Genomic DNA, 23,492 nt, shown 5'->3' on the forward strand with positions numbered 1-23,492 from the left:
CAAGTTCCTGCGGCCGCCATTGGAAACGTATAACTGATCGAGTGAGACCGGGTTCCTTGGTTTCCGCCGCCCCACCGCTCGGGGATTCGCCGCATGGCCTTTGGGACAGAGCGTGACGACTTTGCAGAGGCGGTTTCAAGAACTGCTGCCTGCAATCCGGCCGCTATGACGGCATCGAACGGGATCTCTATTTTTAGGGACCGCGACTGAAAGCAGCGGCGCCCTTCATCGAAGGGCGCCGTTTGTTGTTGCGGTCGGACCGAAGCCCGGTCAAAGCTTGAAAGCCTTGACCTCGTTGCCTCGCTCGATGGTCCGGTTGGCAATGAAGCGTCCGGATTTGGCCGCCTCCTGCTTTTCAGCCTCGAGTTGATGCAACATCGCCGCAAGACGCCGAAGCGCCAGGGCTTTGTTGCGGTGCTGGGAGCGCTCGTCACGCGCCGTCACAACGATTCCGGTCGGCCGATGCAGGACACGTACCGCACTGTCGGTGGTGTTTGATGCTGACCGCCCGGTCCGCCTGCCCGCAACGTCTCGAACCGCAGGTCGGCCGGATCGATCGTCACCTCGCCGCCCTCCGGTCTGGCCTCGATACGCTGAACCGCAACGTACCAGTTCTGCCGTTTGTGACCAGAACGCACCGGGCTCTTGAAGGTAAACCTGATCGTGCCGGAATATCCGGCAGCAATCCGTTCCGCCCCGATACCATCGAGGCTGACGATCGCCGACTTCGCACCGTGCTGGTCCGGCATCGGACCGAGGCTGGCCTCGAAAGAGCAGCCAAGACCCATCGCCTCACGTTCGAGGATGCCGAGAAGCGCAGAGAGTGCGATACGACATTCGACCGGGCCGTTGCCCGATGTGACAAGAAGATCAATAGCGCTCATGGTCGCGGCCTCCTTGCCGACGATATTCAGGTTTTCGCCGACGCTGCTCGACCTCCGCCTCGTCGACCGCCCTCTTGAAGGTGACAAGCGGCCGCAAGCTGGCAAGCCCGACGATCAGTCCCTCCTTTTCGAGATCGCTCACCACCTGCCCGGCATCCTTGTAGGCCGACGCCGCTTCTTCGACGACGAGAGAGCGATCGTCGCAGATGGCGATACCGCCCCAGGGATTGCGCAGCAGCTGTTCGCGTTCGGACCGATTGCGGCCGACACGCCCATGCATCGTGGCGCGATCGTATTTGCGGCCGGCCCCATGAGAGATGCCGCCGAGCGAACGGCCGATGCCGGCATCCGCGACAACCACGTGGCTGAGGCTGGCGCGAGACCCGGCAATCGGTGCAAGCTCGCCGGGTTCGACGGCCGCAGCGCCCTTGTAATGCACAAACCCGCGATCCAGGCGGCGAACGAGATTGTGCGGTATGTCGGCGATGAGGCGCAGATCGGTGCGAAGCGCCGCAGCCGCCCGCGCTGCGATCAGCCTCCGGTTCAGCGATGCCCAGGCAACGCAGCGATCATGGCTCGCAAGCCACGCCGCGCCGGCTTCCGAACCTGGATCGAGACCGGCTGCAAGCCCCGAATGAGCGGTCACCGTCTCCGCGAAGACGGCGGCGCCAAGGGAGCGTGAGCCGGAATGAACGAGGAGGTAAAGCCCCTGATCGTCGAGACCGGCAGCACGTCCGCCCTCGGCAAGATCTTCTACCGCCTGCAGCTCGCAGAAATGGTTGCCGCCACCGATCGTGCCCAAAGCACCGGGCACCAGGTCGGCGGGCAGCCCTGCTTCGGCGAGCCATTCGCCTGCCTCGCCTATCGTTTGCATTTCAAGCCGGCGAAGCCGCTCCGCAGCCTTGTCGATCTTCAGTTTGCGCAACGGCAGATCGAGGCCGAAGAGCGACATGCCGCAGCCGATATCGTTGCCGATCAGCAGCGGGTGCAGCCTGGATGACAGCAGGGCGACACCGGTCGCACCGTATTTGCCGGGATGCAGATCCGGAAAGGCCGCGATTTCCAATACGCCCGGCAGTCGTGACATCTCGTCGAGCTGGTCCAAGGCCGCGCCTTCGATCCAGGCGGAACCGGAAAAGAAACGATTGATGACCGCCGGATGAGCCAACGACGTCATCGGGGAGCTTCCGCTCCCGATAGAATTGCCCATGATAATGAACTCTGGATATGAGTGGTCTTTCATCGCCTGAGATGGCGATGTTCAACCGGCCTGCATCAGCCATTGGCTGAGTTAAGCCGAAACCCTCTCGGGGCGTGCGGAGATATTTGTCATCGTGGCGCTCCCTTCATCCAGAACAATCGAGAGCGCCCCTTTAGGGGAAGTCGGATATAAATGCAAGCATGACGCGCTTCAGCCGCCGAATGATTTCCGGTAGGCATGCGGGCTCGTTCCGAGCCGCCGGCGGAAGTGGTGCCGCATCGTCGCCAGCGTGCCGAAGCCGCTTGATATTGCGATGTCGTCCAGCGAGACGGCAAGCTCCCTTTCGAGAAGATCGCGGGCATGGCGCAGCCGCTCCTTCAGCAGCCATTCGCCGACGCTGAGGCCTGTCGTTGATTCGAAGCGGCGCTGGAAGGTGCGCATGCTCATGCCCGCCCTCTTGGCGAGCAGGCTGATCGGCTGCTCCTCGGCGAGGCTTTCGCGCATCCATTCGATCAGCGGGCCGAGGCGAATACCCTCGCGCTCCTGCGGCACCGGTGCGCTGATGAACTGCGCCTGCCCGCCTTCGCGATGCGGCGGCACGACGAGGCGGCGGGCGACGCTGTTGACGGCCTCCGAGCCGAAATCGCCGCGCACGACATGCAGGCAAAGATCGATGCCGGCGGCACTGCCGGCCGCCGTCAGCAGGCTGCCCTCGTCGATGTAGAGGACGTCGGCATCCAGCGTGATATCGGGATAACGCGCGGCGATCGAGGCGACATAGCGCCAATGCGTCGTCGCCCTGCGATTGGCGAGCAGCCCGGAGCCGGCGAGGACCGCAACGCCGGAGCAGAGCGACATGATGCGCGCACCGCGCTGATGCGCCGCCCTGAGTGCGGCCGCGAGCGGCTCCGGCACCGGCGCATCGATCGACCGCCAGCCGGGCACGACGATCAGGTCCGCCTCGTCGAGCACTTCCAGCCCCTTGTCGACCGCGACGCTCAATCCGCCGGCGGCGCGAAGCGGGCCCGGCTCGATGCCGCAAACGGAGAAGCGATACCAGCCTTCGCCCATCTCGGGACGCGGCAGGCCGAAGACCTCATAGGCAATCCCGAATTCGAAGGTGCAGAGCCCGTCATAGGCGAGCACTGCGACCAGCGGCCCTTTGGTCTGCTGCGGCGATGCGTTTGGCATGATCTTTACGCTGTCGGTCATGATGGCCAGTTTCGCAGATTTCTAGCATCGGCGATACCAGGCGGCAATTCCAACACCGAGGGAAAAGACCGATGCCAAGCCCCGTCTCCGAAATACCCGCCGCCGCACCCGATCTCGCCGCCGCCCATTATGCCGCCAAGCTCGCCTTCGAAACCGATTGTTCGGACGTCCGCGCCGCCTTCGCCTCCGGCAAAATCGATTTCGTCCTGCTCGATGTGCGCTCGCCGGCGCTGTTTGCGCAATCCCATGTGCCGGGCGCGATCAACCTGCCGCACGGCAAGATGACCGCGCATCGCATGTCGGAATGGCCGAGGGACACGCTGTTCGTCGTCTATTGCGCCGGCCCTCATTGCAACGGCGCCGACAAGGCCGCTTTCCGCCTCGCCAAGCTCGGCCTCCAGGCCAAGCTGATGATCGGCGGCATCACCGGCTGGGCCGACGAAGGTTTCGCCTTCGAAAGCGAGGCAATCGCTGCCGAATAACAGCAAGCTCCCCTCCACGATGCGGGGGGAGCGCTTGTTTCAAAACTCGATGACGACCTTGCCGAACGGGCCGCGATAGAGATGATCGAGCGCCTGCGGCAGTTCCTCGAAGGCATAGCGCCGGTCGATGACAGGCTTCAGGCCGGTGCGGTCGACGGCGCGCACCAGATCTTCCAGCGCCCGGCGGTGGCCGACCGAAATTCCCTGTATGACGGGTGCCTTCAAAAGCAGGGGCGCCGCGGGCCCCGAGACGTCGAAACCCTCGAACACGCCGATCACCGAGATGCGGCCGTTGACCGCCACGGCCTTCAGCGCCTGGCCGAGATGCGGTCCGCCGACGATCTCAAGCACGTGGTCGGCGCCGTAATCGCCGGTCAAGCGATAAAGCTGCTCCACCCAGTCGCCTTCGTGCCGGTTGATCAGATGATCGGCGCCGAGCGCCGACGCCCATTCGAGCTTTTCGGTGCTGCCTGACGTGATAAAGACCTCGGCGCCATGCGCCTTGGCGATCTGCAGGCCGAAGAGCGCGACACCGCCGGTTCCCTGCACCAGCACCTTATCGCCAGCCTTGAGCCTGCCGCATTCAATGAGGGCGAACCATGCCGTCAGGCCGGCGCAGGGCAGCGTGCTTGCTTCGGCGGCATCGAGTGTATCAGGCGCAAGCGTGAACCACTTCTCGGAAAGCACGCTATGTTCGGACAGCACGCCCGGATAGAAGCCGCCGCGTGTATGATAGTGCGGAGTGCGGGCTGTGCCCGGCCCGCGCCCCTCGATCCAGTCCGGGGAAAAGGTCGAGATCACCCGGTCGCCGGCTTTGAAGCGGGTGACATCCGGCCCGACGGCCTCGACCACGCCTGCCATGTCCGAGGCCGGCACGAAGGGAAATTGCAGCGGCAGCCCCATGCCGCTCTCCAGCACCAGCCTGTCGCGGAAATTGAGAGACACCGCCTGCGTCCGCACCCGGACCATCGTGCCTGACACTTCGGGAATTCCGGCTTCACCGATCTTCAGATCAGCTTCCGGTCCGATCGCCTCTGTCTGCCACTGCCTTGTCGTCTGCATCTCTCTGCTCCTTCTCGGTTGGAGGAGCCGCAGATATATCGTTGAATATTCGTCCGCTGTTGCGATATTATTGCGACAGAATGGTGCCATAGTGGAAACAAACATGGAGCAGCTGAAAGGAATCTCGATCTTCGTCCAGACGGTCGAAGCCGGCGGCTTCTCGGCTGCTGCCGAGCGGCTTCATCTCAGCCGCTCGGCGGTCAGCAAGACGATCGCAAGGCTCGAACAGCGCCTCGGCGTCCGGCTCTTCAACCGCACCACCCGGTCCCAGAGCCTGACCGACGAAGGCCGGTTCTTCTATGAGCGCTGCCTGAGAGCCATCGAGGAAATCCGGCTCGGCGAGGCCCAGCTTGAATCGGGCAGGCGCGAGGTCCGAGGCAGGCTGCGGGTATCCATGCCGGCGCTGTTCGGGCGCCATTGCGCCGCTCCGATCCTCACCCGCCTGCTCGACGACCACCCCGATCTCGAACTCGACTTTTCCTTCAGCGATCGCGTCGTCGATCTCCTGGAGGACGGCTTCGATCTTGCCGTCCGCAACGGCCCGCTGAAGGACAATCCCGACCTGATGGCGCGCGCGATCGCCCGCCAGTCCATGACGGTCTGCGCCTCGCCCGCCTATCTGGAAAAGCACGGCGTGCCGCAAACGCTCGACGATCTCGCCCGCCATCAGGGCATCGTCTATCGCAGGGGCGACAATGACAAGGCCTGGACCTTCCCGGCGGTGGCCGGTCCCCCGCGCGAAGTCCTGCCGAAATCGCGGCTGCGGCTCGACGATCTCGCCTCGATAGCAGACGCTGCCGTCGAAGGCCGCGGGCTTGCCTGGCTGACCTGCTGGCTGGTGCGGGACAGGGTCCTGTCAGGCGAACTCGTGCGTGTTCTGACCGATGTGCCGTCCAGCATCTTCGAAGCCTATGCCGTCTGGCCGCGATCGCCGGTGATGCTGCCGAAGGTGCGCCTTGCCATCGACACGCTGGCGGCAAATCTGCCTCGCCTGATGGGTTGAACGGCGCGCTCGCGCCGCAAGTGCCGCCGGTTAAAACCGGATAGGCTGGGCAGCGGATTCGCAAAGTGGAGAAACCCATGTTTTTCTATGGGTTTCTCTGGAAATACTGAGATGCTGCAATATATCGCTAATCTGCCATCCGAATAAACGGCACCATGTGCCACATCACTCAGAACACGGTCCGTATGTCACTTCGCAGCGTGCTCCGCGCACAAACAGCAGATTGCCACGCCGAAGTCGACAAGCTCTTCGGCACCTTCGACCTCTCCAACAAAGAGCAATACAGGACATTCCTGCGCGCGCACGCCCGGATCATACCGGCCGCCGAAAATGCGCTCGAGGACGCCGGCGTCATCCGCCTGCTGCCCGACTGGCCGGAACGAAGGCGGGCGCAGCTGCTGTTTGCCGATATCGGGGAACTCGGCGACCGGTTGCCCGAGCACCTTCCGCCACCCGCATTGCACGGCGAAGCGGCACTCTGGGGCACCCTTTACGTCCTGGAAGGCTCCAAGCTCGGCGGCGCTCTGCTCGCCAAATCCGTACCCGATCCCCTGCCCAGCAGCTATCTCACGCCGCAAGGCCCCAAGGGCGCCATCAGGATCTTCATGGATCGCCTCGATGCGAGCGATGTCGACGATCCCGCCGCCGCCGTTTCGGCAGCCCGCGCGCTCTTCGATCTTTTCCTCAAAGCCGGGCAGCTCGAACTGGAAGCCGTCCCATGAGCGAGGCGCGCGAACCAGTCGATCTCACCAATTGCGACCGCGAGCCGATCCATCAGCTCGGCGCCATCCAGCCCTTCGGCTTCCTGCTGGCGATATCGCTCGACTGGATGGTGACGCGGGCTTCCGCAAATCTTGCCGAATTTCTCGGAATACCGCAGGCCGATGCGCTCGGCCGTCCGATTTCCTCGCTGATCACGCCGGAGGCGCTTCACACGATCCGCAACAAGCTGACCACGCTGCGCGGTCCCGATGTCGTCGAACGCATCTTCGACATTGCCCTGATGCCCGATCAGGCCCGTTTCGACCTTGCCGTGCACATCAACGAAAATCAGGTCATTCTCGAAGGCGAACGCTGCCAGGAAGACAGGCGCAACGCCCCCTCGCTTTCCATGCGCAGCATGATGTCCCGCCTCGACCAGGCGGAAACGCTGGAGGCCTTCTTCCGCGAGGGCGCAAGGCAGGCGCGCGCGCTGACCGGCTTCGACCGGGTGATGGTCTATCGTTTCGACGAAGGCGGTTCCGGCGAGGTCGTGGCGGAAGCCGCCCGCAGCGGCATCGGCTCGTTCCTCGGGCTGCATTATCCGGCCTCCGACATTCCGGTGCAGGCGCGTGCGCTTTATCTGCGCAACCTGTTCCGCATCATCGCCGATATCGACGCGGTGCCCGTGGCGGTGTTCCCGCAACTCGACGAACACGGCCAGCCGCTCGATCTTTCCATGTCGGTGCTGCGTTCGGTCTCGCCGATCCACATCGAATATCTGAAGAATATGGGCGTCGGTGCTTCGCTCTCCATATCGATCGTCGTGGACGGCAAGCTCTGGGGCCTGTTTGCCTGCCATCATTACGGTCCGCGCCTGCCCTCGGCACAAAGCCGCTCCACCGCCGAGCTCTTCGGCCAGATGTTCGCGTCGCGCCTCGAAAGCCGCGAGCGGCGGCTGGCGCTCGACTACGAGACGAAGGCACGCCGCATTGCCGACCGGCTTCTCACCTCGGTGGCGGACAATGCCAGCCTGCTCGACGACCCCGCCTGGCTGATCGACGCGCTTGCCGACGCCGTTCCCGCCGACGGGATCGGTGTGTGGATCAACGGCCGGATGGCGCTTGCCGGCATCGGGCCGGACGAGAGAGGCTTTTCGGCACTCGTGCGCCATCTCAACCGCAATGCCGGCGGGCGCATCTATGCGGTGGACAGGCTTGCCGAGACCTATCCGGATCTCGATATCGACGATGCGGTGGCGGGCATGCTCGCCATACCGATTTCACGTTCGCCGCGCGATTACGTCGTGCTGTTCCGTCAGGAATTGGTGCGCACCGTCCGCTGGGGCGGCGATCCGCACAAGCCGGTGGAATACGGCCCCAACGGCCCGCGGCTGACGCCGCGCAAGAGCTTCGAAGCCTGGTCCGAACTCGTGCGCGGCCGTTCCCTCCCCTTTACCGAGGCGGAGCGGCGGGTCGCCGAAACGATCCGCGTTACGCTGATCGAGGTGGTGTTGCGCCTGACTGACGAGGCCAGCATGGCGCGCCAGATGGCGAACGAGCGGCAGGAGCTGCTGATCGCCGAACTCAACCACCGCGTCCGCAACATATTGAGCCTGATCACCGGCATCGTCCGGCAGTCGCAGACGACGTCGGTCGGCCTCGGTGATTATATCCGCCAGCTCGAAGGCCGCATTCAGTCGCTCGCCCGCGCCCATGACCAGATCACCAGGGATCACTGGGCGCCCGCCTCGCTGCGGCAACTGCTGTCGGCCGAAACCGCGGCCTATCTCGGGAAAAATGCGCAACGCTTCCGGATGAGCGGTGAAGACGTTCTGCTGGATCCCCAGGCCTTCTCCACCGCCGCCCTGGTTTTCCATGAATTGATGACCAACAGCGCCAAATACGGCAGCCTCTCCGGCGCCGGCAGCGGCACCGTCGAACTCGGCTGGAATCGCGACGATGAAGGCAATCTGCGCATCGGCTGGCGTGAAAAGGATGGCCCGCCCGTGGCCGAGCCGAAGCGCCACGGATTCGGCTCGACGATCATCCGGCGCTCCATTCCCTACGACCTCGGCGGCAAGGCCGAAATCCGCTATGTCAAAGAGGGGCTGGAGGCGGATTTCGTCATCCCCGCCCGCTACGTGGACGCCGTCGATCCAAGCGTGCTGCCGGGGGCAGCGCCTGCCGGCGTTGCGGAACACAAGGCTGCTCCCGCCGACCGGGAGCCGCTTTCGGGCTTGAAGATCCTGCTGGTGGAAAACAACCTGATCATCGCCATGGACGGGGAGGATATCCTGCGCCGCCTGGGTGCCGAAGTGACGACGGCGCCCAGTGTCGCCGAGGCGATGGAGATCCTGGCCGGCCAGTCCTTCGATTTCGCGCTTCTCGATGTCAATCTGGGAGACGAGACGAGTTTTGGGATTGCCGACCGATTGGCCGCCGCAGGCGTGCCCTTCGTTTTTGCCACGGGTTATGGCGAAGGCATCGCCCAAGCCAACAGCCACTCGGGCGCGCCGGTCTTGCAGAAGCCCTATACCACCGAAGGCATCTCGGATCTCCTTGCCCGAGTGCAGCTTCCCAAGAGAGGGTAGAACGGTCAGCTGCCCTCCGGCCGCAGCCCGCCGATGAAGAGCTGCTCCAAAAACCGCGCCGCATCCTCGAAGCGCCCTTCGCCGGCATGCTCCTGCCCCAGCACGGCACGCACCTGGACGTCGAAATCCGCATAATGCTGCGTCGTCGACCAGATCGAGAAGATCAGGTGGTAGGGATCGCATTCGGCGATCTTGCCTGATTTCGTCCAGGCGCGGATGACCTCCGCCTTCTCGTCGACCAATTCCTTCAGCGGCCCCTTCAGCTCGTCCTCGATATGGGGCGCGCCCTGCAGCACCTCATTGGCGAAAAGCCTGCTCTCGCGCGGAAAATCGCGCGCCATCTCCAGCTTGCGCCTGATGTAGCTGCGGATTTCTTCCTCCGGATTACCCTCGGCGTCGAAGGCGCGCAGCGGCTCCAGCCAGGTGTAGAGCACCCGGTCGATCAGCGCCCGGTGCATGGCTTCCTTGGTGCGGAAATAATAGAGCAGATTGGGCTTCGACATGCCGGCCACTTCCGCGATCTGATCAATCGTCGAGCCGCGAAAACCGCGTGCCGAAAACACGTCGAGCGCCGCCTCCAGAATCTGCTCTTCCTTCTCCTCCTGGATTCGCGTTCGCCTCAGGGTCTTCGCTGCTCTCGGAATAGCCATCGGCTATTGTTTCCCCTTGAAATTCAACTTCTTCCCTCAAGTTTCAGCAGAAGCGGCCTCTGCCGTTTTCTTGAGCAACTGCCCGCATTTTTATCGGCAATTTTCGTGATTTTCGTCTTGAGCCCGGCGGTGGAAGTTGTAATGTTTACCAATCGGTCAAATATCCGCCAGATGAAAAACAAAGGCAACTGGCGATTTTCCGGCGCTCGACAAAACCAATAAGAGGCGCGGGAATGGACCACGGGAACAGGCGGGCATGCCCCTTGCATGACTGCCGCAAACAGGTGAGGGCTTAAAAAATGGTGGCAGCACCAGGCGAGAACATGCGCGTCAATGGCGACCGTCTCTGGGACAGTCTCATGGACATGGCCAAGATCGGCCCCGGTATTGCCGGCGGCAACAATCGCCAGACGCTGACGGATTCGGATGCTGAAGGCCGCAGCCTTTTCAAGACATGGTGCGACGAAGCCGGCCTGACGATGGGCGTCGACCAAATGGGCACGATGTTCGCCACCCGTCCCGGCACCGATCCCGATGCCCTGCCGGTCTATGTCGGCTCCCATCTCGACACCCAGCCGACCGGGGGCAAATATGACGGCGTTCTCGGTGTGCTTTCGGCGCTCGAAGTCGTGCGCACGATGAACGATCTCGGCATCAGGACCAAGCACCCGATCGTCGTCACCAACTGGACGAACGAGGAAGGCGCGCGCTTCGCGCCCGCCATGCTGGCGTCGGGCGTCTTTGCCGGCGTGCACAGCCTGGACTTCGCCTATAACCGCAGGGACCCCGAGGGCAACCTCTTCGGCGACGAGTTGAAGCGCATCGGCTGGGTCGGCGACGAAGAGGTCGGCGCCCGCAAGATGCACGCCTATTTCGAATATCACATCGAACAAGGCCCGATCCTCGAAGCCGAAAACAAGCAGATCGGCGTCGTCACTCACTGTCAGGGCCTGTGGTGGCTCGAATTCACCCTGACCGGCAAGGAAGCGCATACCGGCTCGACGCCGATGAACATGCGTGTCAATGCCGGTCTCGCCATGTCGCGCATCATGGAAATGGTCCAAGCTGTCGCAATGGGCGAACAGCCGGGCGCCGTCGGCGGCGTCGGCCAGGTTTTCTTCTCGCCGAATTCGCGCAACGTCCTGCCGGGCAAGGTGGTCTTCACCGTCGACATCCGCTCGCCCGACAAGGCCAAGCTCGACCGCATGCGGGCAAAGATCGAAGCCGAAGCCCCGAAGATCTGCGACGCGCTCGCCGTCGGCTGTTCCATCGAGGCGATCGGCCATTTCGCCCCCGTCACCTTCGACGAAAAGCTCGTCACCGCGGTCCGCTCCGCCGCCGAACGGCTCGGCTACAGCCACATGAACCTCATCTCCGGCGCCGGCCACGACGCCTGCTGGGCCGCCAAGGTCGCGCCTGCCACCATGGTCATGTGCCCCTGCGTCGGCGGGCTCAGCCACAACGAAGCGGAAGAGATTTCCAAGGAATGGGCGACGGCGGGCGCCGACGTGCTGTTCCACGCGGTGGTGGAGACGGCGGAGATTGTGGTGTGATGTCTAATGTCGCGCCCGGAGCCCCCTCATCCGACCCTTCGGGCCACCTTCTCCCCGCTGGGGAGAAGGGAACGGCTGCCGTTGCGGCTTCCCCCTTCTCCCCTCGGGGAGAAGGTGCCCGAAGGGCGGATGAGGGGGCTCCGGGCGCGACTAAAATTATCAAACAGGATGTCCGTAAACATCGTCCAGCGAAAACCGGGCAAGCCCGCCAGCTTCGCCGCAACGAAACCGAAGAGGAATACCACCTCTGGAGCGATTTGCGCGCGCGACGCCTGAACGGCTACAAATTCGCACGGCAGGTTCCGCTCGGCCCCTTCATCGTCGATTTTCTCTGTCGTGAAGAGCGACTGATTGTTGAAGTCGATGGCTTCCAGCATGCCGAGAGCGCGACCGATCAACGCCGAGCGGAATGGCTCAACGCCAATGGCTATTCGGTCTTGCGCTTTTGGAATCAGGAAATCTCGCGCGAACGGCGCTCGGTCCTGGAAACGATCCTTGCGGCCTTGCAGGGCCGACTCGAATTCAGCTCCGAATTGCCGAGCTTCTATTCGCCAGCCGCATTCACAGATAAGGATAGGGAACGATCATGACCACAGTCATCAAGAACGGCACCATCGTCACGGCCGACCTCACCTACAAGGCTGACGTCAAGATCGATGGCGGCAAGATCGTCGAGATCGGTCCGAACCTCTCCGGCGACGAAACGCTGGATGCGACCGGCTGCTATGTCATGCCGGGCGGTATCGATCCGCACACCCATCTCGAAATGCCCTTCATGGGCACCTATTCCTCCGACGATTTCGAGAGCGGCACGCGCGCGGCCCTTTCCGGCGGCACCACAATGGTGGTCGATTTCGCCCTTCCCGCCCCGGGCCAGTCGCTGCTCGAGGCGCTGACCATGTGGGACAACAAATCGACCCGGGCCAATTGCGATTATTCCTTCCACATGGCGGTGACCTGGTGGAGCGAGCAGGTCTTCAAGGAGATGGAGACCATCGTCCGCGACAAGGGCATCAACACCTTCAAGCACTTCATGGCCTATAAGGGCGCGCTGATGGTGGATGACGACGAGATGTTCGCCTCGTTCCAGCGTTGCGCCGAACTCGGCGCGCTGCCGCTGGTGCATGCCGAAAACGGCGACGTCGTCGCCTCGATGTCGGCAAAGCTGCTCGCCGAAGGCAATAACGGTCCCGAGGCGCATGCCTATTCCCGCCCGGCCGAGGTCGAGGGCGAGGCCACCAACCGCGCCATCATGATCGCCGACATGGCCGGCTGCCCTGTCTATATCGTCCATACCTCCTGCGAGCAGGCGCATGAGGCGATCCGCCGGGCCCGCGCCAAGGGCATGCGCGTCTACGGCGAACCGCTGATCCAGCACCTTACGCTCGACGAGAGCGAATATTCCAATCCCGACTGGGATCACGCCGCCCGCCGGGTCATGTCGCCGCCCTTCCGCAGCAAGCAGCACCAGGACAGCCTCTGGGCGGGGCTTGCCTCCGGCTCGCTGCAGGTGGTCGCGACCGACCATTGCGCCTTCACGACGGCGCAGAAACGTTTCGGCGTCGGCGATTTCACCAAGATCCCGAACGGCACCGGCGGCCTCGAAGACCGCATGCCGATGCTCTGGACGCACGGCGTCAACACCGGCCGGCTGACGATGAACGAATTCGTCGCCGTCACCTCGACCAACATCGCCAAGATCCTCAACATCTATCCGAAGAAGGGCGCGATCCTCGTCGGCGCCGATGCCGATATCGTCGCTTGGGATCCGAAGCGCTCCAAGATCATCTCGTCGAAGAGCCAGCAGTCGGCGATCGATTACAACGTCTTCGAAGGCAAGGAAGTGACCGGCCTGCCGCGCTACACGCTGACCCGCGGCGTCGTCGCAATCGAGGAAAGTACCATCAAGACCCAGGAGGGCCACGGCGAATTCGTCCGTCGCGAACCGGTAACCGCCGTCAGCAAGGCGCTCTCCACCTGGAAGGAGATCACCTCTCCGCGCAAGGTGGAACGCAGCGGCATCCCGGCAACGGGCGTGTGACATGGCGCGCGACGATACGGCCAACAACCGGGGAACGGCGCCTCCATGCGGATGACCTCACGCCGGCACCAGCGCGTCCAGCTCCGGGAGAAGCACGACGCTTTCCTGCTCGTGCGGATCGGTGCGGGCGATGACCGCCGTGCATGGCGTGCTGCTGAGGTTCGCCGGCATATGCGGCACGCCTGCCGGGATGTAGAAGAGCTCTCCGGCATGGGTAATGACGTGATGCTCCAGCCGGTCGCCATACCAGGTATGGGCCTCGCCGGAGAGCACGTAGATCGCCGTCTCATGCGCTTCGTGCAGGTGCGCCTTGGCGCGCACGCCGGGCGGGATCGTCAGCAGGTGCATGCAGATGCCCTTGGCGCCGACCGTCTCGGCCGCTATCCCTTGGAAATAGCTCAGCCCCTGCTTGCCATCATAGGCATGGTTGGGGCGAACGATGTGGCAGGTGGGTTTTGATGTCGCGTCCATTTTCTTCCTCCATGAAATATGCCGCCGGCCAAGCCTGCGGCGATGGTAACATGCAAACCGCCTCCCGGCGGCGAAAACAAGATCGGTCGCATTGATGCAAGCACCCTCCGTCGTATCCGCCAAGGACCTCTGTCTCACCTACCAGGCGAATGACGGCCCGGTGCGGGCGCTGAGCGATGTCAATCTCGATGTGCGCAAGGGCGATTTCGTTTCCTTCATCGGCCCGTCCGGCTGCGGCAAGACGACCTTCCTGCGCGTCATCGCCGACCTCGAAAAGAGCACCTCGGGCGAAATCTCGATCAACGGCATGACGCCGGAACAGGCCCGCAAGGCCCGCGCCTACGGCTATGTCTTCCAGGCGCCGGCGCTCTATCCCTGGCGCACCATCGAAAACAACATCGCCCTGCCCCTGGAGATCATGGGCTATGGCGGCGCCGACCGGACGAGGCGGATCGCCGAGGCACTCGATCTCGTCGGCCTCTCCGGCTTCGAAAAGAAATTCCCCTGGCAGCTTTCCGGCGGCATGCAGCAGCGCGCCTCGATCGCCCGCGCGCTCGCCTTCGACGCCGACCTGCTGCTGATGGACGAGCCCTTCGGCGCATTGGACGAAATCGTCCGCGACCATCTGAACGAAGAACTGCTGAAACTCTGGGCCCGCACCAACAAGACCATCTGCTTCGTCACTCACTCCATCCCCGAGGCGGTCTATCTCTCGACCAAGATCGTGGTGATGTCGCCGCGCCCGGGCCGCGTCACCGATGTGATCGACTCGACGCTTCCGGCCGAACGCCCGCTCGACATCCGCGACACCCCGGAATTCCTGGAAATCGCCCACCGCGTCCGCGAGGGGCTGAGGACGGGGCATAGCCATGAGGTTTAGGCGCGTGTTGTTGGAAAAGACCCCTCCCCAACCCCTCCCCACAAGGGGGAGGGGCTTTGGCGCTCGCAGCAATCCCTCATCTTCTGACGCAACGCTACAGCAAGCTGTGACCTTGCTATGGAAGACAAAGCGGGCCGCAGGCTTGCCCCTCCCCCTTGTGGGGAGGGGTTGGGGAGGGGTTTAGATGCCACATTCCAACATCACCCCTAAAACCCGCCAAAGGGCAAAACGCCTCCGCCGTGAACTCACAAAGGCAGAGGCTGCGATGTGGAACATGCTTCGCGATCTCAGGCCCCACGGTGCCCGGTTCCGGCGCGAAACGCCGATCGGCCCCTATATCGCTGATTTTGCCTGGCTGTCGGCACGTCTCATCGTCGAAGTTGACGGCGACAGCCACGAAACGACCGCCGGTCGCCGGCATGATCTCGCCCGGGACGCATTTTTGCGCAACCAAGGTTTCGACGTGCTCCGCTTCGACAATGCCCAAGTGCTTGATGGACCTGACTACGTATTCATCACCATCGAGAAACATGCCGCTCCATTCTTGAAGGAGCGCGCAGCATGAAACCCGACACCTTCAAGGACAAGATCGTCCCCGTCACCGCCATCCTGCTCCTCCTGATCGCCATCTGGTATGTCGCCGCCGTGCTGATGAACGCGCCGTTCCAGCGCGACATGGACAGCCGCGCCGGCGTCACGCCGACGACGATGGAATTCATCGGCAAGACGCTGGCGCAGCCGAAACCGATCCTGCCGGCACCGCATCAGGTGGCGCAGAACGTCTATGAGAACACCGTCCTGCGCAGCCTTTCGAGCAGCCGCAGCCTCGTCTATCACAGCTGGGTCACGCTCTCATCCACCCTGCTCGGCTTCGGTTTCGGCATGCTGCTCGGAATCCTTCTTGCCGTGCTGATCGTGCACAACCGCGCCATGGACCGCTCGCTCATGCCCTGGCTGGTGGCAAGCCAGACGATCCCGATCCTCGCCATCGCGCCGATGATCGTCATCATCTCCTATAACGTCCTGACCGGCGACAATGCGCTCGCGCATCTCCTGAACCTCGATTCCGACGCCTCCCGCCTCGTCTCCAAGGCGCTGATCTCCACCTATCTTTCCTTCTTCCCCGTCGCCGTCGGCATGGTGAAGGGGCTGCGCTCGCCCGAAATCATGTATCTCGACCTGATGCGCACCTATAATGCCAGCCCCATGCAGACCTTCTGGAAGCTGCGCGTTCCGGCCTCTATCCCCTTCCTCTTCACCTCGATGAAGGTCGCGATCGCCGCAAGTCTGGTCGGGGCCATCGTCGGCGAGCTGCCGACGGGCGCCGTCGCCGGCATCGGCTCCAAGCTGCTCGCCGGTTCCTATTACAGCCAGACCATCGATATCTGGGCGGCCCTCGTCGCCGGATCGCTGCTTGCGGGCGTTCTGGTCGCGATCGTCGGCCTTGCGGCGAAGATCGTCGACCGCGCCATGGGCGGGAGGCCGGCATGAGACATCTGACCTTCTCCTGGCAGGGCACGGTCGCCCTGCTCCTCTGTCTCGCGGCTCTGATAAGCCTGCCGCTTGTGGCCGAGGGCGCCGCCAATCCTTTAACCGACGGCACGGCAAGCCTCATCTTCATCACCGTCGCCGCGGCCGCTCTCCTGTCTTTCGCGCCGCAGCCGCCGGCCTACCGCGCCACCGTGCTGTTCATCGGCGCGCATGGCGCCGCCTGGATGCTGCTGTCGGCGCTGTCCGGCAACGAGGGTCTTGCGACCCGGGCCTTCTTCCTGCTGCTCTTCGCCTCCTGGCTGCTTGCCTGGCGATGCGTCACGGAACTCTCGAAACTGCAACCGCTGACCACATTCGGCAAGTCGGCGCTGCAATTGCTGATTCCGGCGATCTTCGGCGCTTGGATCCTCATCCTCTGGGAAGCGATCACCCGCGGCGCCGGCGTCCCCTTCATCCTGCTGCCGCCGCCGAGCGCCATCGGCGCGCGCATCATGGCGTCCCTGCCGATCCTCGGCGATGACGTCAGGCAGACGATCTTCAAGGCGGTGCTGATCGGCTATGTCGTCGGCTGCCTCAGCGGCTTCGTCGTCGCGGTGCTGGCCGACCGCGTCGCTTTCCTGCGCCGCGGCCTGCTGCCGATCGGCAACATGGTGTCGGCCCTGCCGATCATCGGCATCGCCCCCGTCATGGTCATGTGGTTCGGCTTCGACTGGCCGTCGAAAGCCGCCGTCGTCATCATCATGACCTTCTTCCCGATGCTGGTGAACACCGTCGCTGGCCTCGCCGCCTCCGGCAGCATGGAGCGCGACCTGATGCGCACCTATGCATCGAGCGACTGGCAAACGCTGCTGAAGCTCAAGCTTCCGGCGGCCATGCCCTTCATTTTCAACGCACTGAAGATCAACTCGACGCTGGCGCTGATTGGTGCCATCGTTGCGGAATTCTTCGGGACGCCGATCGTCGGCATGGGCTTTCGCATCTCCACCGAGATCGGCCGCATGAACGTCGACATGGTCTGGGCGGAAATCGCCGTTGCGGCGCTGGCCGGCTCGATCTTCTATGGCATCATCGCCCTGACGGAACGGGCGGTGACGTTCTGGCATCCGTCTATCCGTGGTGGCTAGGCGCGCGCGGGCTTCGCAAATGGGGTTCGGGCATAACTTCAGAGGGTAAGGACAAGAAAATGAAAAAGTTGATGGTTGCAATGTTGGCGAGCGCCATGTCGCTCGCAGCCGCCCACGCGATGGCTGCCGACAAGGTGGTTCTGCAGCTGAAATGGGTCACGCAGAGCCAGTTCGGCGGGTATTATGTCGCCAAGGACAAGGGCTTCTACAAGGAGGAAGGCCTCGACGTCGAGATCAAGCCCGGCGGTCCGGATATCGCTCCCGAGCAGGTGATCGCCGGCGGCGGCGCCGATGTCATCGTCGACTGGATGGGCGGCGCGCTGGTTGCCCGCGAAAAGGGCGTTCCGCTCGTCAACATCGCCCAGCCCTATCAAAAGTCCGGCCTGGAAATGATCTGCCGCAAGGACGGCCCTGTTAAGACCGAAGCCGATTTCAAGGGCCACACACTCGGCGTCTGGTTCTTCGGCAACGAATATCCCTTCTTCGCCTGGATGAACAAGCTCGGCCTCTCCACAGACGGCGGCGCAAACGGCGTTACCGTGCTGAAGCAGAGCTTCGACGTGCAGCCGCTCGTCCAGAAGCAGGCCGACTGCATCTCCGTCATGACCTATAACGAATACTGGCAGGCGATCGATGCCGGCTTCAAGCCGGAAGAACTGACGGTGTTCAACTATACGGAGATGGGCAACGACCTCCTGGAAGACGGCCTCTACGCCATGGAGGACAAGCTGAAGGATCCGGCCTTCAAGGAGAAAATGGTCAAGTTCGTCCGCGCCTCGATGAAGGGCTGGAAATATGCGACCGAAAATCCCGATGAAGCCGCCGAGATCGTGCTGGACAATGGCGGCCAGGACGAGAACCATCAGAAGCGCATGATGGGCGAAGTCGCCAAGCTCGTCGGCGACGGCTCCGGCAAGCTGGACGAGGCGCTCTATGCCCGCACGGCAAAGGCGCTGCTCGACCAGAAGATCATCAGCAAGGAGCCCGCGGGCGCCTGGACGCACGAAATCACCGACGCCGCCGCCAAGTAATCGCGACCGGATTTCGAGACAGACGCGCGGGGGAGGTCTCCCGCGCGTTCCGCATTTTTTCTCGTTGATAAAAAAATGTCTTGCGACTGTAGCATTTATCGAGGCTGAAACGTCATTGATATAAACCGCCTGACATCTGCGGCGGTTCGAAACGCGATATGCATGCAAACAATGAGGCGAAGCCCAGCGCATGGATCAAATTCGATGCGACGCGCTTTAGAGAGAAGCAGGATCAATCATCGTAATGTTCACATAACCCTGCGGTGATTGATTCAGGTTCTGATGGTAATTATTATCGGCTCATGGGGAATTGTTTTCTGCCGGGCTTGCATATCGAGCAAATCGATACCAACTAGAAGCCGATTTGCCGGCGAGGGATGAAGACGGCAAATGATGTGTGGATACCCCTGAGAATGCAGGTAAAGGCAGTGGCCTGGTCGCGAGCTCAATGGCAGACGCGCGAATTCGGCTAACCTTGTGAAGAGATTGGACGAAAACGCATGGCACGCAAGCCGACCGGAATTCTAGGCGCATCCACCCTTTTTGCAGCCGTACTGGCTGCATCCACTGCATTTTCCGAGGAAGCGCCGGTCGCACAACCGCAGCAGAACCTGCCGGCGATCGTCGTCACCACGGCTGTCAATCGCACCCTTGTCGATCGAGTCATCGGCACGGGAACGGTCAAGCCCGTCGAGGAAGTCTATATCCAGCCTCAGGTCGAAGGCCTCTCGATCCGCACCCTGAAAGCCGATGTCGGTGACAAGGTTCAAGCCGAAAGCACGCTGGCGACGCTCAACGACGACGCGCTGATCCTGGAAAAGAGCCAGATGATGGCAACGAAAGCCAAGGGCGAGGCAAGCCTCGCCCAGCTGCGCGCCCAGCTCATCGAGGCGCAGGCCAATGCCGAACAGGCAAGGCAGCAGCAGGCCCGCTCCCAGGAAATGGGCAAGAAGGGCACGGTTTCCACCGCCCAGGTCGAGCAGGCCGATGCGACCGCCGCCGCCGCCAATGCCCGCGTCGTCTCCGCCGAACAGGCGATCGAAGTCGCCGAGGCCGATCTCAAGGTCTTCGACAGCCAGATCGCCGATGCCGATCTGAAACTCGCCCGCACCGACGTGAAGACGCCGGTTGCCGGCGTGGTTTCCGCAAAGAATGCCAAGGTCGGCGCCATCGCCGCCGGCAACGGCGATCCGCTGTTCACCATCATCCGCGACGGCGATATCGAACTGGTGGCCGAAGTCGCCGAAAGCGACATCGTCAGGATCGTGGCCGGCCAGAAGGCGACGATCTCGCTTTCCGGCAGCCGCGAAAAGCTTTCCGGCGCCGTGCGCCTGGTGTCGCCGACCGTCGATCCGAGCACCCGCCTCGGCCTCGTCCATATCTCCATCGACGATGACAGCAAGGCGCGTTCCGGCATGTATGGCAGCGCCGAGATCATCGTCCGCGAGACCGAGGGCGTATCGCTGCCGCTGACCGCGGTGCTCACGGGCAATGAAGGCTCCTCGGCCCGCAAGGTCGAGGACGGCGTGGTGAAATTCGCCAAGATCGAAACCGGCATACAGGACGGCGCCTATGTGGAAATCGTCAACGGATTGAAGACCGGCGACGAGGTCGTGGCCAAGGCGGGCGCCTATGTCCGCGACGGCGACCGCATTACGCCAGTGCGTGAACAGCCTGCGGCTTCCAACTAAAGAGACCATCCGATGAATTTTTCAGCCTGGTCCATTCGAAATCCGATCGCGCCGCTCCTGGCCTTCTGCCTGCTGATCTTCATCGGCATGCAGTCTTTCAATAAGCTGCCGATCACGCGCTTCCCCAACATCGACGTACCGCTCGTTTCGATCAGCGTGACGCAGAGCGGCGCTTCGCCGGCCGAACTCGAAATGCAGGTGACGAAGGAGATCGAAGACGCGATCGCCTCCATCACCGGCATCGACGAAATCCAGTCGACGGTGACCGACGGCAGTTCGCAGACCAACGTCATGTTCCGCATGGAAGTGCCGACGGAACAGGCCGTACAGGACGTCAAGGACGCGATCGACCGCATTCGCAGCGATCTGCCGGCGACGGCCGAAACCCCGATCGTCACCAAGGTCGATGTCGAGGGCCAGGCGATCCAGACCTTCGCCGTTTCCTCGCCCGACATGTCGCTCGAAGAACTCTCCTGGTTCGTCGACGATACGATCAAGCGCGCCCTTCAGGGCCAGGCCGGTATCGGCCGCGTCGACCGTTACGGCGGCGCGGAGCGAGAAGTGCGCATCGAGCTCACTCCCGGCAAGCTCGATGCCTACGGCATCACCGCTGCCAGCGTGAACCAGCAGCTGCGCGGCACCAACATCGACCTCGGCTCCGGCCGTGGCCAGGTGGCGGGCAGCGAACAGGCGATCCGCGTTCTCGGCGACGCCCGCAACGTCGCCGAACTTGCCGATACCACGATTGCGCTGCCGAACGGCCGCTTCGTCAAGCTGTCTGATCTCGGCGTCATCAAGGACACCTACGAGGAGCCGAAATCCTTCTCGCGCTTCAACGACACCCCAGTCGTCACCTTCGGCGTCTTCCGCTCGAAGGGCGCCAGCGAAGTCAGCGTCGCCGAAACCGTGGCGCAGAGCCTCGAAAAGGTCAGGAGCGAAAATCCGAACGTGAAGATCGAGCTGATCGACGATTCGGTTTATTTCACCTACGGCAACTACGAAGCCGCGATCCACACGCTGCTCGAAGGCGCGCTGCTCGCCGTCATCGTCGTCCTGCTCTTCCTCCGGAACTGGCGCGCGACCCTGATCTCGGCGATCGCGCTGCCGCTTTCGGCGATCCCGACCTTCTGGGTCATGGACCTGATGGGCTTCTCGCTGAACCTCGTCAGCTTCCTCGCTTTGACGCTCGCGACGGGTATCCTGGTCGACGACGCGATCGTTGAAATCGAGAACATCGCCCGCCACATCAAGATGGGCAAGACGCCCTATCGGGCGGCGATCGAGGCGGCCGATGAAATCGGCCTCGCCGTCATCGCCACCACCTTCACGATCATCGCCGTCTTCGTGCCCGTCTCCTTCATGCCGGGCATCCCCGGTCAGTATTTCATCCAGTTCGGCCTGACTGTCGCCTTCTCCGTCTTCTTCTCGCTGATGGTGGCGCGCCTCATCACCCCGATGATGGCCGCCTATCTCATGCGCGCCGAAGACGGCATGGAAGACCATCACGACAATGATAGCCTGCTGATGAAGGGTTACACCCGCCTGATACGCGGCACGACCGGGCACAAATATTCGCGATACCTGACGCTGCTCGCCGCGATCGGCTTCCTCGTCGGCTCCGTTTTCCTGCTGATGAAGGTTCCCGGCAGCTTCCTGCCGCCGGAAGACGCCTCGCGCATCGTTCTCTCCGTCGAACTGCCGCCCAATGCCCGGCTTGACGACACCGAGAAGACAACCGATGCGATCTACGACAGGGTCAAGGACATCAACGGCGTCGAAAGCGTCTTCGTCCTCGGCGGCGCGTCGCCGAAGGGCGATCTCGAACTGCGCCGCGCCACCATCACGCTGGCGCTCCACAAGCTCGACCAGTCGCTGATCAAGAAGGTGGTCAACGACGTCTTCGGCGCCATCCCAGTCATCGGGCCTATGCTGCCGAAGGTGGAGGTCCATGGCCGCGAGCGCCCGCAATGGGACATCGAAAAGGAAGTCTTCGCCAAGCTGCGCGACATTCCCGACGTCCATATCCTGAAGCTCAACGACCGCGGCGAACGCGACCTCTCCTTCAACTTCCTTTCCAAGAACGAGAAGGACCTGAACGACGCCGTCGGCATTCTGGAATCGAAACTCCGCGCCGATCCGCTGCTCGCCAATGTCAGCGCCGACGGCGCCCTGCCCCGTCCGGAACTGCAGGTCTACCCGCGCAAGGATGAGGCCGCCCGCCTCGGCATCACGCCGCAGCAGATCTCCGAGACGATCCGTGTCGCCACCATCGGCGATGTCGATGCGGCACTTGCCAAGATCTCGCTCGACGATCGCCAGATCCCGATCCGCGTCCAGGCAGCGCTCGACATGCGCCGCGACCTCGCGGCCATCCGGGCGCTGAAGATCCAGACCGCCAGCGGCGGCACCGTTCCGCTGTCGAGCGTCGCCAATATCGACTATTCGGAAGGCGTCAGCTCGATCAAGCGCAACAACCGCTATCGCGTCGTCTCGATCGGCTCCGACCTGCCGCAGGGCGTAGCGCTCGACACGGCCTCGGCCCGCTTCCGCGAGATCGTCAACGCGGCCAACATTCCGGCCACGGTGCACCTTGCCGAAAGCGGCGACACCAAGGTGCAAACCGAGATGCAGCAGAGCTTCGTCAACGCCATGTTGATGGGCCTCCTCTTGGTGCTGACGGTGCTGATCCTGCTCTTCAAGGACGTGATCCAGCCCTTCACCATCCTGTTCTCGCTGCCGCTCGCCATCGGCGGCGTCGCGGCGGGCCTGATCATCACCAGCAACCCGCTGTCCATGCCGGTCATGATCGGCATCCTGATGCTGATGGGCATCGTCACCAAGAACGCCATCCTGCTCGTCGATTTCGCGATCGAGATGCGCCACCAGGGCATGTCCCGCGTCGAGGCGATGGTCGAAGCCGGCCGCAAGCGCGCCCGGCCGATCATCATGACCTCGATCGCCATGTCGGCCGGCATGCTGCCGTCCGCGCTCGGCGTCGGCGAAGGCGGCTCGTTCCGCGCGCCGATGGCGATCGCCGTGATCGGCGGCATCATCGTCTCGACTGTGCTGTCGCTCGTCGTCGTGCCCTCCTTCTTCCTGATCATGGACGATCTGTCCCGCCTGCTCGGCTGGATGTTCGGACGCATGGTCGGCCGGAAGGACGAAGAGGACCTGCCGCTGTCGCGCGAGGATCTCACCCGCGTGACCCGCGAGAACCGCAGCGATATCGACGCGCTGGACGAACGCCTGACCGCGATCGAAAAGCCGGAAAGCAAGCGCAAGAGCGCCAACGACACCAACGTGCTTCGCCTGCCTCCATTCGCGGCGGAGTGAGCGAAACCTCGATAAACGAAACGGGCCGGGAACGATCTCCCGGCCCGTTTCGTTTTACCGCCCTCGCCGCGTCGGCAAGGGGTGTCTGACC

21 protein-coding genes are annotated in these 23,492 nt (G+C 63.1%); 14 read left to right on the top strand and 7 right to left on the bottom strand.

What is annotated here, in order from left to right; genetic code table 11:
* Positions 1–270 precede the first annotated feature (270 nt).
* The 4 genes from CO670_RS33405 to ftrA all read right to left on the bottom strand — a co-directional run bounded on the left by CO670_RS33405 (position 271) and on the right by ftrA (position 3,297).
* The gene (locus CO670_RS33405) at positions 271–444 is read right to left on the bottom strand and encodes a peptide chain release factor-like protein (RefSeq protein ID WP_245425912.1); all 174 of its coding nucleotides are present in this window, start codon (positions 442–444) and stop codon (positions 271–273) included.
* Positions 441–884, bottom strand: a complete 444-nt coding sequence (locus tag CO670_RS20420) for a peptide chain release factor H (protein WP_245425914.1) — start codon at positions 882–884, stop codon at positions 441–443. The genes CO670_RS33405 and CO670_RS20420 overlap by 4 nt, the downstream gene beginning before the upstream one ends.
* Positions 871–2,061, bottom strand: coding sequence for an RNA ligase RtcB family protein (locus tag CO670_RS20425; protein WP_245425916.1), 1,191 nt, complete (start codon positions 2,059–2,061; stop codon positions 871–873). The genes CO670_RS20420 and CO670_RS20425 overlap by 14 nt, the downstream gene beginning before the upstream one ends.
* A gap of 234 nt (positions 2,062–2,295) precedes the next feature.
* Positions 2,296–3,297 carry a transcriptional regulator FtrA gene (gene ftrA / locus CO670_RS20430; RefSeq protein ID WP_097591925.1) on the bottom strand — a complete coding sequence of 334 codons (1,002 nt, stop codon included), beginning with the start codon at positions 3,295–3,297 and terminating at the stop codon, positions 2,296–2,298.
* Between the two features lie 71 nt (positions 3,298–3,368).
* On the opposite strand from ftrA, the gene CO670_RS20435 reads away from it, so the two are divergent.
* Positions 3,369–3,779, top strand: coding sequence for a rhodanese-like domain-containing protein (locus CO670_RS20435; protein ID WP_097591926.1), 411 nt, complete (start codon positions 3,369–3,371; stop codon positions 3,777–3,779).
* 39 nt (positions 3,780–3,818) lie between these two features.
* Here CO670_RS20435 and CO670_RS20440 read toward each other — a convergent pair whose 3' ends face one another.
* Positions 3,819–4,841 carry an NAD(P)-dependent alcohol dehydrogenase gene (locus CO670_RS20440; RefSeq protein ID WP_097591927.1) on the bottom strand — a complete coding sequence of 341 codons (1,023 nt, stop codon included), beginning with the start codon at positions 4,839–4,841 and terminating at the stop codon, positions 3,819–3,821.
* 103 nt (positions 4,842–4,944) lie between these two features.
* Here CO670_RS20440 and CO670_RS20445 point away from each other — a divergent pair, with 103 nt between their 5' ends.
* The 3 genes from CO670_RS20445 (at position 4,945) to CO670_RS20455 (ending at position 9,136) form a co-directional block, all read left to right on the top strand.
* A complete protein-coding gene (locus tag CO670_RS20445; RefSeq protein WP_097591928.1) occupies positions 4,945–5,844 on the top strand; it encodes a LysR family transcriptional regulator in 900 nt (299 codons plus the stop codon).
* A gap of 185 nt (positions 5,845–6,029) precedes the next feature.
* Positions 6,030–6,566, top strand: coding sequence for a biliverdin-producing heme oxygenase (locus tag CO670_RS20450; RefSeq protein WP_097591929.1), 537 nt, complete (start codon positions 6,030–6,032; stop codon positions 6,564–6,566).
* A complete protein-coding gene (locus CO670_RS20455; RefSeq protein WP_097591930.1) occupies positions 6,563–9,136 on the top strand; it encodes an HWE histidine kinase domain-containing protein in 2,574 nt (857 codons plus the stop codon). The genes CO670_RS20450 and CO670_RS20455 overlap by 4 nt, the downstream gene beginning before the upstream one ends.
* Before the next feature lie 5 nt (positions 9,137–9,141).
* On the opposite strand, the gene CO670_RS20460 is transcribed toward CO670_RS20455, so the two are convergent.
* Positions 9,142–9,786 carry a TetR family transcriptional regulator C-terminal domain-containing protein gene (locus tag CO670_RS20460; protein WP_088684768.1) on the bottom strand — a complete coding sequence of 215 codons (645 nt, stop codon included), beginning with the start codon at positions 9,784–9,786 and terminating at the stop codon, positions 9,142–9,144.
* Between the two features lie 299 nt (positions 9,787–10,085).
* On the opposite strand from CO670_RS20460, the gene CO670_RS20465 reads away from it, so the two are divergent.
* Genes CO670_RS20465 through hydA form a run of 3 tightly spaced genes read left to right on the top strand, consistent with a single transcriptional unit; the run spans position 10,086 to position 13,380 of the window.
* On the top strand, positions 10,086–11,339 hold the full coding sequence (locus CO670_RS20465; protein ID WP_097591931.1) for a Zn-dependent hydrolase: 1,254 nt from the start codon (positions 10,086–10,088) through the stop codon (positions 11,337–11,339).
* Positions 11,339–11,929 carry an endonuclease domain-containing protein gene (locus CO670_RS20470; RefSeq protein ID WP_097591932.1) on the top strand — a complete coding sequence of 197 codons (591 nt, stop codon included), beginning with the start codon at positions 11,339–11,341 and terminating at the stop codon, positions 11,927–11,929. The genes CO670_RS20465 and CO670_RS20470 overlap by 1 nt, the downstream gene beginning before the upstream one ends.
* A complete protein-coding gene (gene hydA, locus CO670_RS20475) occupies positions 11,926–13,380 on the top strand; it encodes a dihydropyrimidinase (RefSeq protein WP_097591933.1) in 1,455 nt (484 codons plus the stop codon). The genes CO670_RS20470 and hydA overlap by 4 nt, the downstream gene beginning before the upstream one ends.
* 57 nt (positions 13,381–13,437) lie before the next feature.
* On the opposite strand, the gene CO670_RS20480 is transcribed toward hydA, so the two are convergent.
* A complete protein-coding gene (locus tag CO670_RS20480; RefSeq protein WP_097591934.1) occupies positions 13,438–13,851 on the bottom strand; it encodes a cupin domain-containing protein in 414 nt (137 codons plus the stop codon).
* Between the two features lie 94 nt (positions 13,852–13,945).
* Between CO670_RS20480 and CO670_RS20485 the strand changes: the two genes are divergently transcribed.
* From CO670_RS20485 to CO670_RS20515, 7 genes are all read left to right on the top strand, one after another.
* A complete protein-coding gene (locus CO670_RS20485) occupies positions 13,946–14,731 on the top strand; it encodes an ABC transporter ATP-binding protein (protein WP_097591935.1) in 786 nt (261 codons plus the stop codon).
* 184 nt (positions 14,732–14,915) lie between these two features.
* Entirely contained in the window at positions 14,916–15,296 is a 381-nt protein-coding gene (locus CO670_RS20490) for a DUF559 domain-containing protein (RefSeq protein ID WP_097591936.1), read from the top strand.
* A complete protein-coding gene (locus CO670_RS20495) occupies positions 15,293–16,222 on the top strand; it encodes an ABC transporter permease (RefSeq protein ID WP_097591937.1) in 930 nt (309 codons plus the stop codon). Before CO670_RS20490 ends, CO670_RS20495 begins: the two co-directional genes overlap by 4 nt.
* Positions 16,219–17,346: an ABC transporter permease gene (locus tag CO670_RS20500; protein ID WP_097591938.1), complete on the top strand. Its 1,128-nt coding sequence runs from the start codon at positions 16,219–16,221 to the stop codon at positions 17,344–17,346. The genes CO670_RS20495 and CO670_RS20500 overlap by 4 nt, the downstream gene beginning before the upstream one ends.
* A gap of 59 nt (positions 17,347–17,405) precedes the next feature.
* On the top strand, positions 17,406–18,377 hold the full coding sequence (locus tag CO670_RS20505) for an ABC transporter substrate-binding protein (RefSeq protein ID WP_097591939.1): 972 nt from the start codon (positions 17,406–17,408) through the stop codon (positions 18,375–18,377).
* 500 nt (positions 18,378–18,877) lie between these two features.
* Entirely contained in the window at positions 18,878–20,068 is a 1,191-nt protein-coding gene (locus CO670_RS20510; protein WP_097591940.1) for an efflux RND transporter periplasmic adaptor subunit, read from the top strand.
* 12 nt (positions 20,069–20,080) lie between these two features.
* Positions 20,081–23,401 (top strand): efflux RND transporter permease subunit, encoded by a 3,321-nt coding sequence (locus CO670_RS20515; protein WP_097591941.1) that lies wholly within the window; start codon positions 20,081–20,083, stop codon positions 23,399–23,401.
* Positions 23,402–23,492 lie beyond the last annotated feature (91 nt).

This window comes from Rhizobium sp. J15, from assembly GCF_002531825.1.
GTDB lineage: Bacteria > Pseudomonadota > Alphaproteobacteria > Rhizobiales > Rhizobiaceae > Rhizobium.

Bases quoted from the DNA above. Each gene is read 5' to 3' on its own strand.
- CO670_RS20420 (WP_245425914.1), bottom strand. From the start codon at position 884: ATGAGCGCTATTGATCTTCTTGTCACATCGGGCAACGGCCCGGTCGAA.
- CO670_RS20425 (WP_245425916.1), bottom strand. From the start codon at position 2,061: ATGACGTCGTTGGCTCATCCGGCGGTCATCAATCGTTTCTTTTCCGGT.
- ftrA (WP_097591925.1), bottom strand. From the start codon at position 3,297: ATGACCGACAGCGTAAAGATCATGCCAAACGCATCGCCGCAGCAGACC.
- CO670_RS20435 (WP_097591926.1), top strand. From the start codon at position 3,369: ATGCCAAGCCCCGTCTCCGAAATACCCGCCGCCGCACCCGATCTCGCC.
- CO670_RS20440 (WP_097591927.1), bottom strand. From the start codon at position 4,841: ATGCAGACGACAAGGCAGTGGCAGACAGAGGCGATCGGACCGGAAGCT.
- CO670_RS20445 (WP_097591928.1), top strand. From the start codon at position 4,945: ATGGAGCAGCTGAAAGGAATCTCGATCTTCGTCCAGACGGTCGAAGCC.
- CO670_RS20450 (WP_097591929.1), top strand. From the start codon at position 6,030: ATGTCACTTCGCAGCGTGCTCCGCGCACAAACAGCAGATTGCCACGCC.
- CO670_RS20455 (WP_097591930.1), top strand. From the start codon at position 6,563: ATGAGCGAGGCGCGCGAACCAGTCGATCTCACCAATTGCGACCGCGAG.
- CO670_RS20460 (WP_088684768.1), bottom strand. From the start codon at position 9,786: ATGGCTATTCCGAGAGCAGCGAAGACCCTGAGGCGAACGCGAATCCAG.
- CO670_RS20465 (WP_097591931.1), top strand. From the start codon at position 10,086: ATGGTGGCAGCACCAGGCGAGAACATGCGCGTCAATGGCGACCGTCTC.
- CO670_RS20470 (WP_097591932.1), top strand. From the start codon at position 11,339: ATGTCTAATGTCGCGCCCGGAGCCCCCTCATCCGACCCTTCGGGCCAC.
- hydA (WP_097591933.1), top strand. From the start codon at position 11,926: ATGACCACAGTCATCAAGAACGGCACCATCGTCACGGCCGACCTCACC.
- CO670_RS20480 (WP_097591934.1), bottom strand. From the start codon at position 13,851: ATGGACGCGACATCAAAACCCACCTGCCACATCGTTCGCCCCAACCAT.
- CO670_RS20485 (WP_097591935.1), top strand. From the start codon at position 13,946: ATGCAAGCACCCTCCGTCGTATCCGCCAAGGACCTCTGTCTCACCTAC.
- CO670_RS20490 (WP_097591936.1), top strand. From the start codon at position 14,916: ATGCCACATTCCAACATCACCCCTAAAACCCGCCAAAGGGCAAAACGC.
- CO670_RS20495 (WP_097591937.1), top strand. From the start codon at position 15,293: ATGAAACCCGACACCTTCAAGGACAAGATCGTCCCCGTCACCGCCATC.
- CO670_RS20500 (WP_097591938.1), top strand. From the start codon at position 16,219: ATGAGACATCTGACCTTCTCCTGGCAGGGCACGGTCGCCCTGCTCCTC.
- CO670_RS20505 (WP_097591939.1), top strand. From the start codon at position 17,406: ATGAAAAAGTTGATGGTTGCAATGTTGGCGAGCGCCATGTCGCTCGCA.
- CO670_RS20510 (WP_097591940.1), top strand. From the start codon at position 18,878: ATGGCACGCAAGCCGACCGGAATTCTAGGCGCATCCACCCTTTTTGCA.
- CO670_RS20515 (WP_097591941.1), top strand. From the start codon at position 20,081: ATGAATTTTTCAGCCTGGTCCATTCGAAATCCGATCGCGCCGCTCCTG.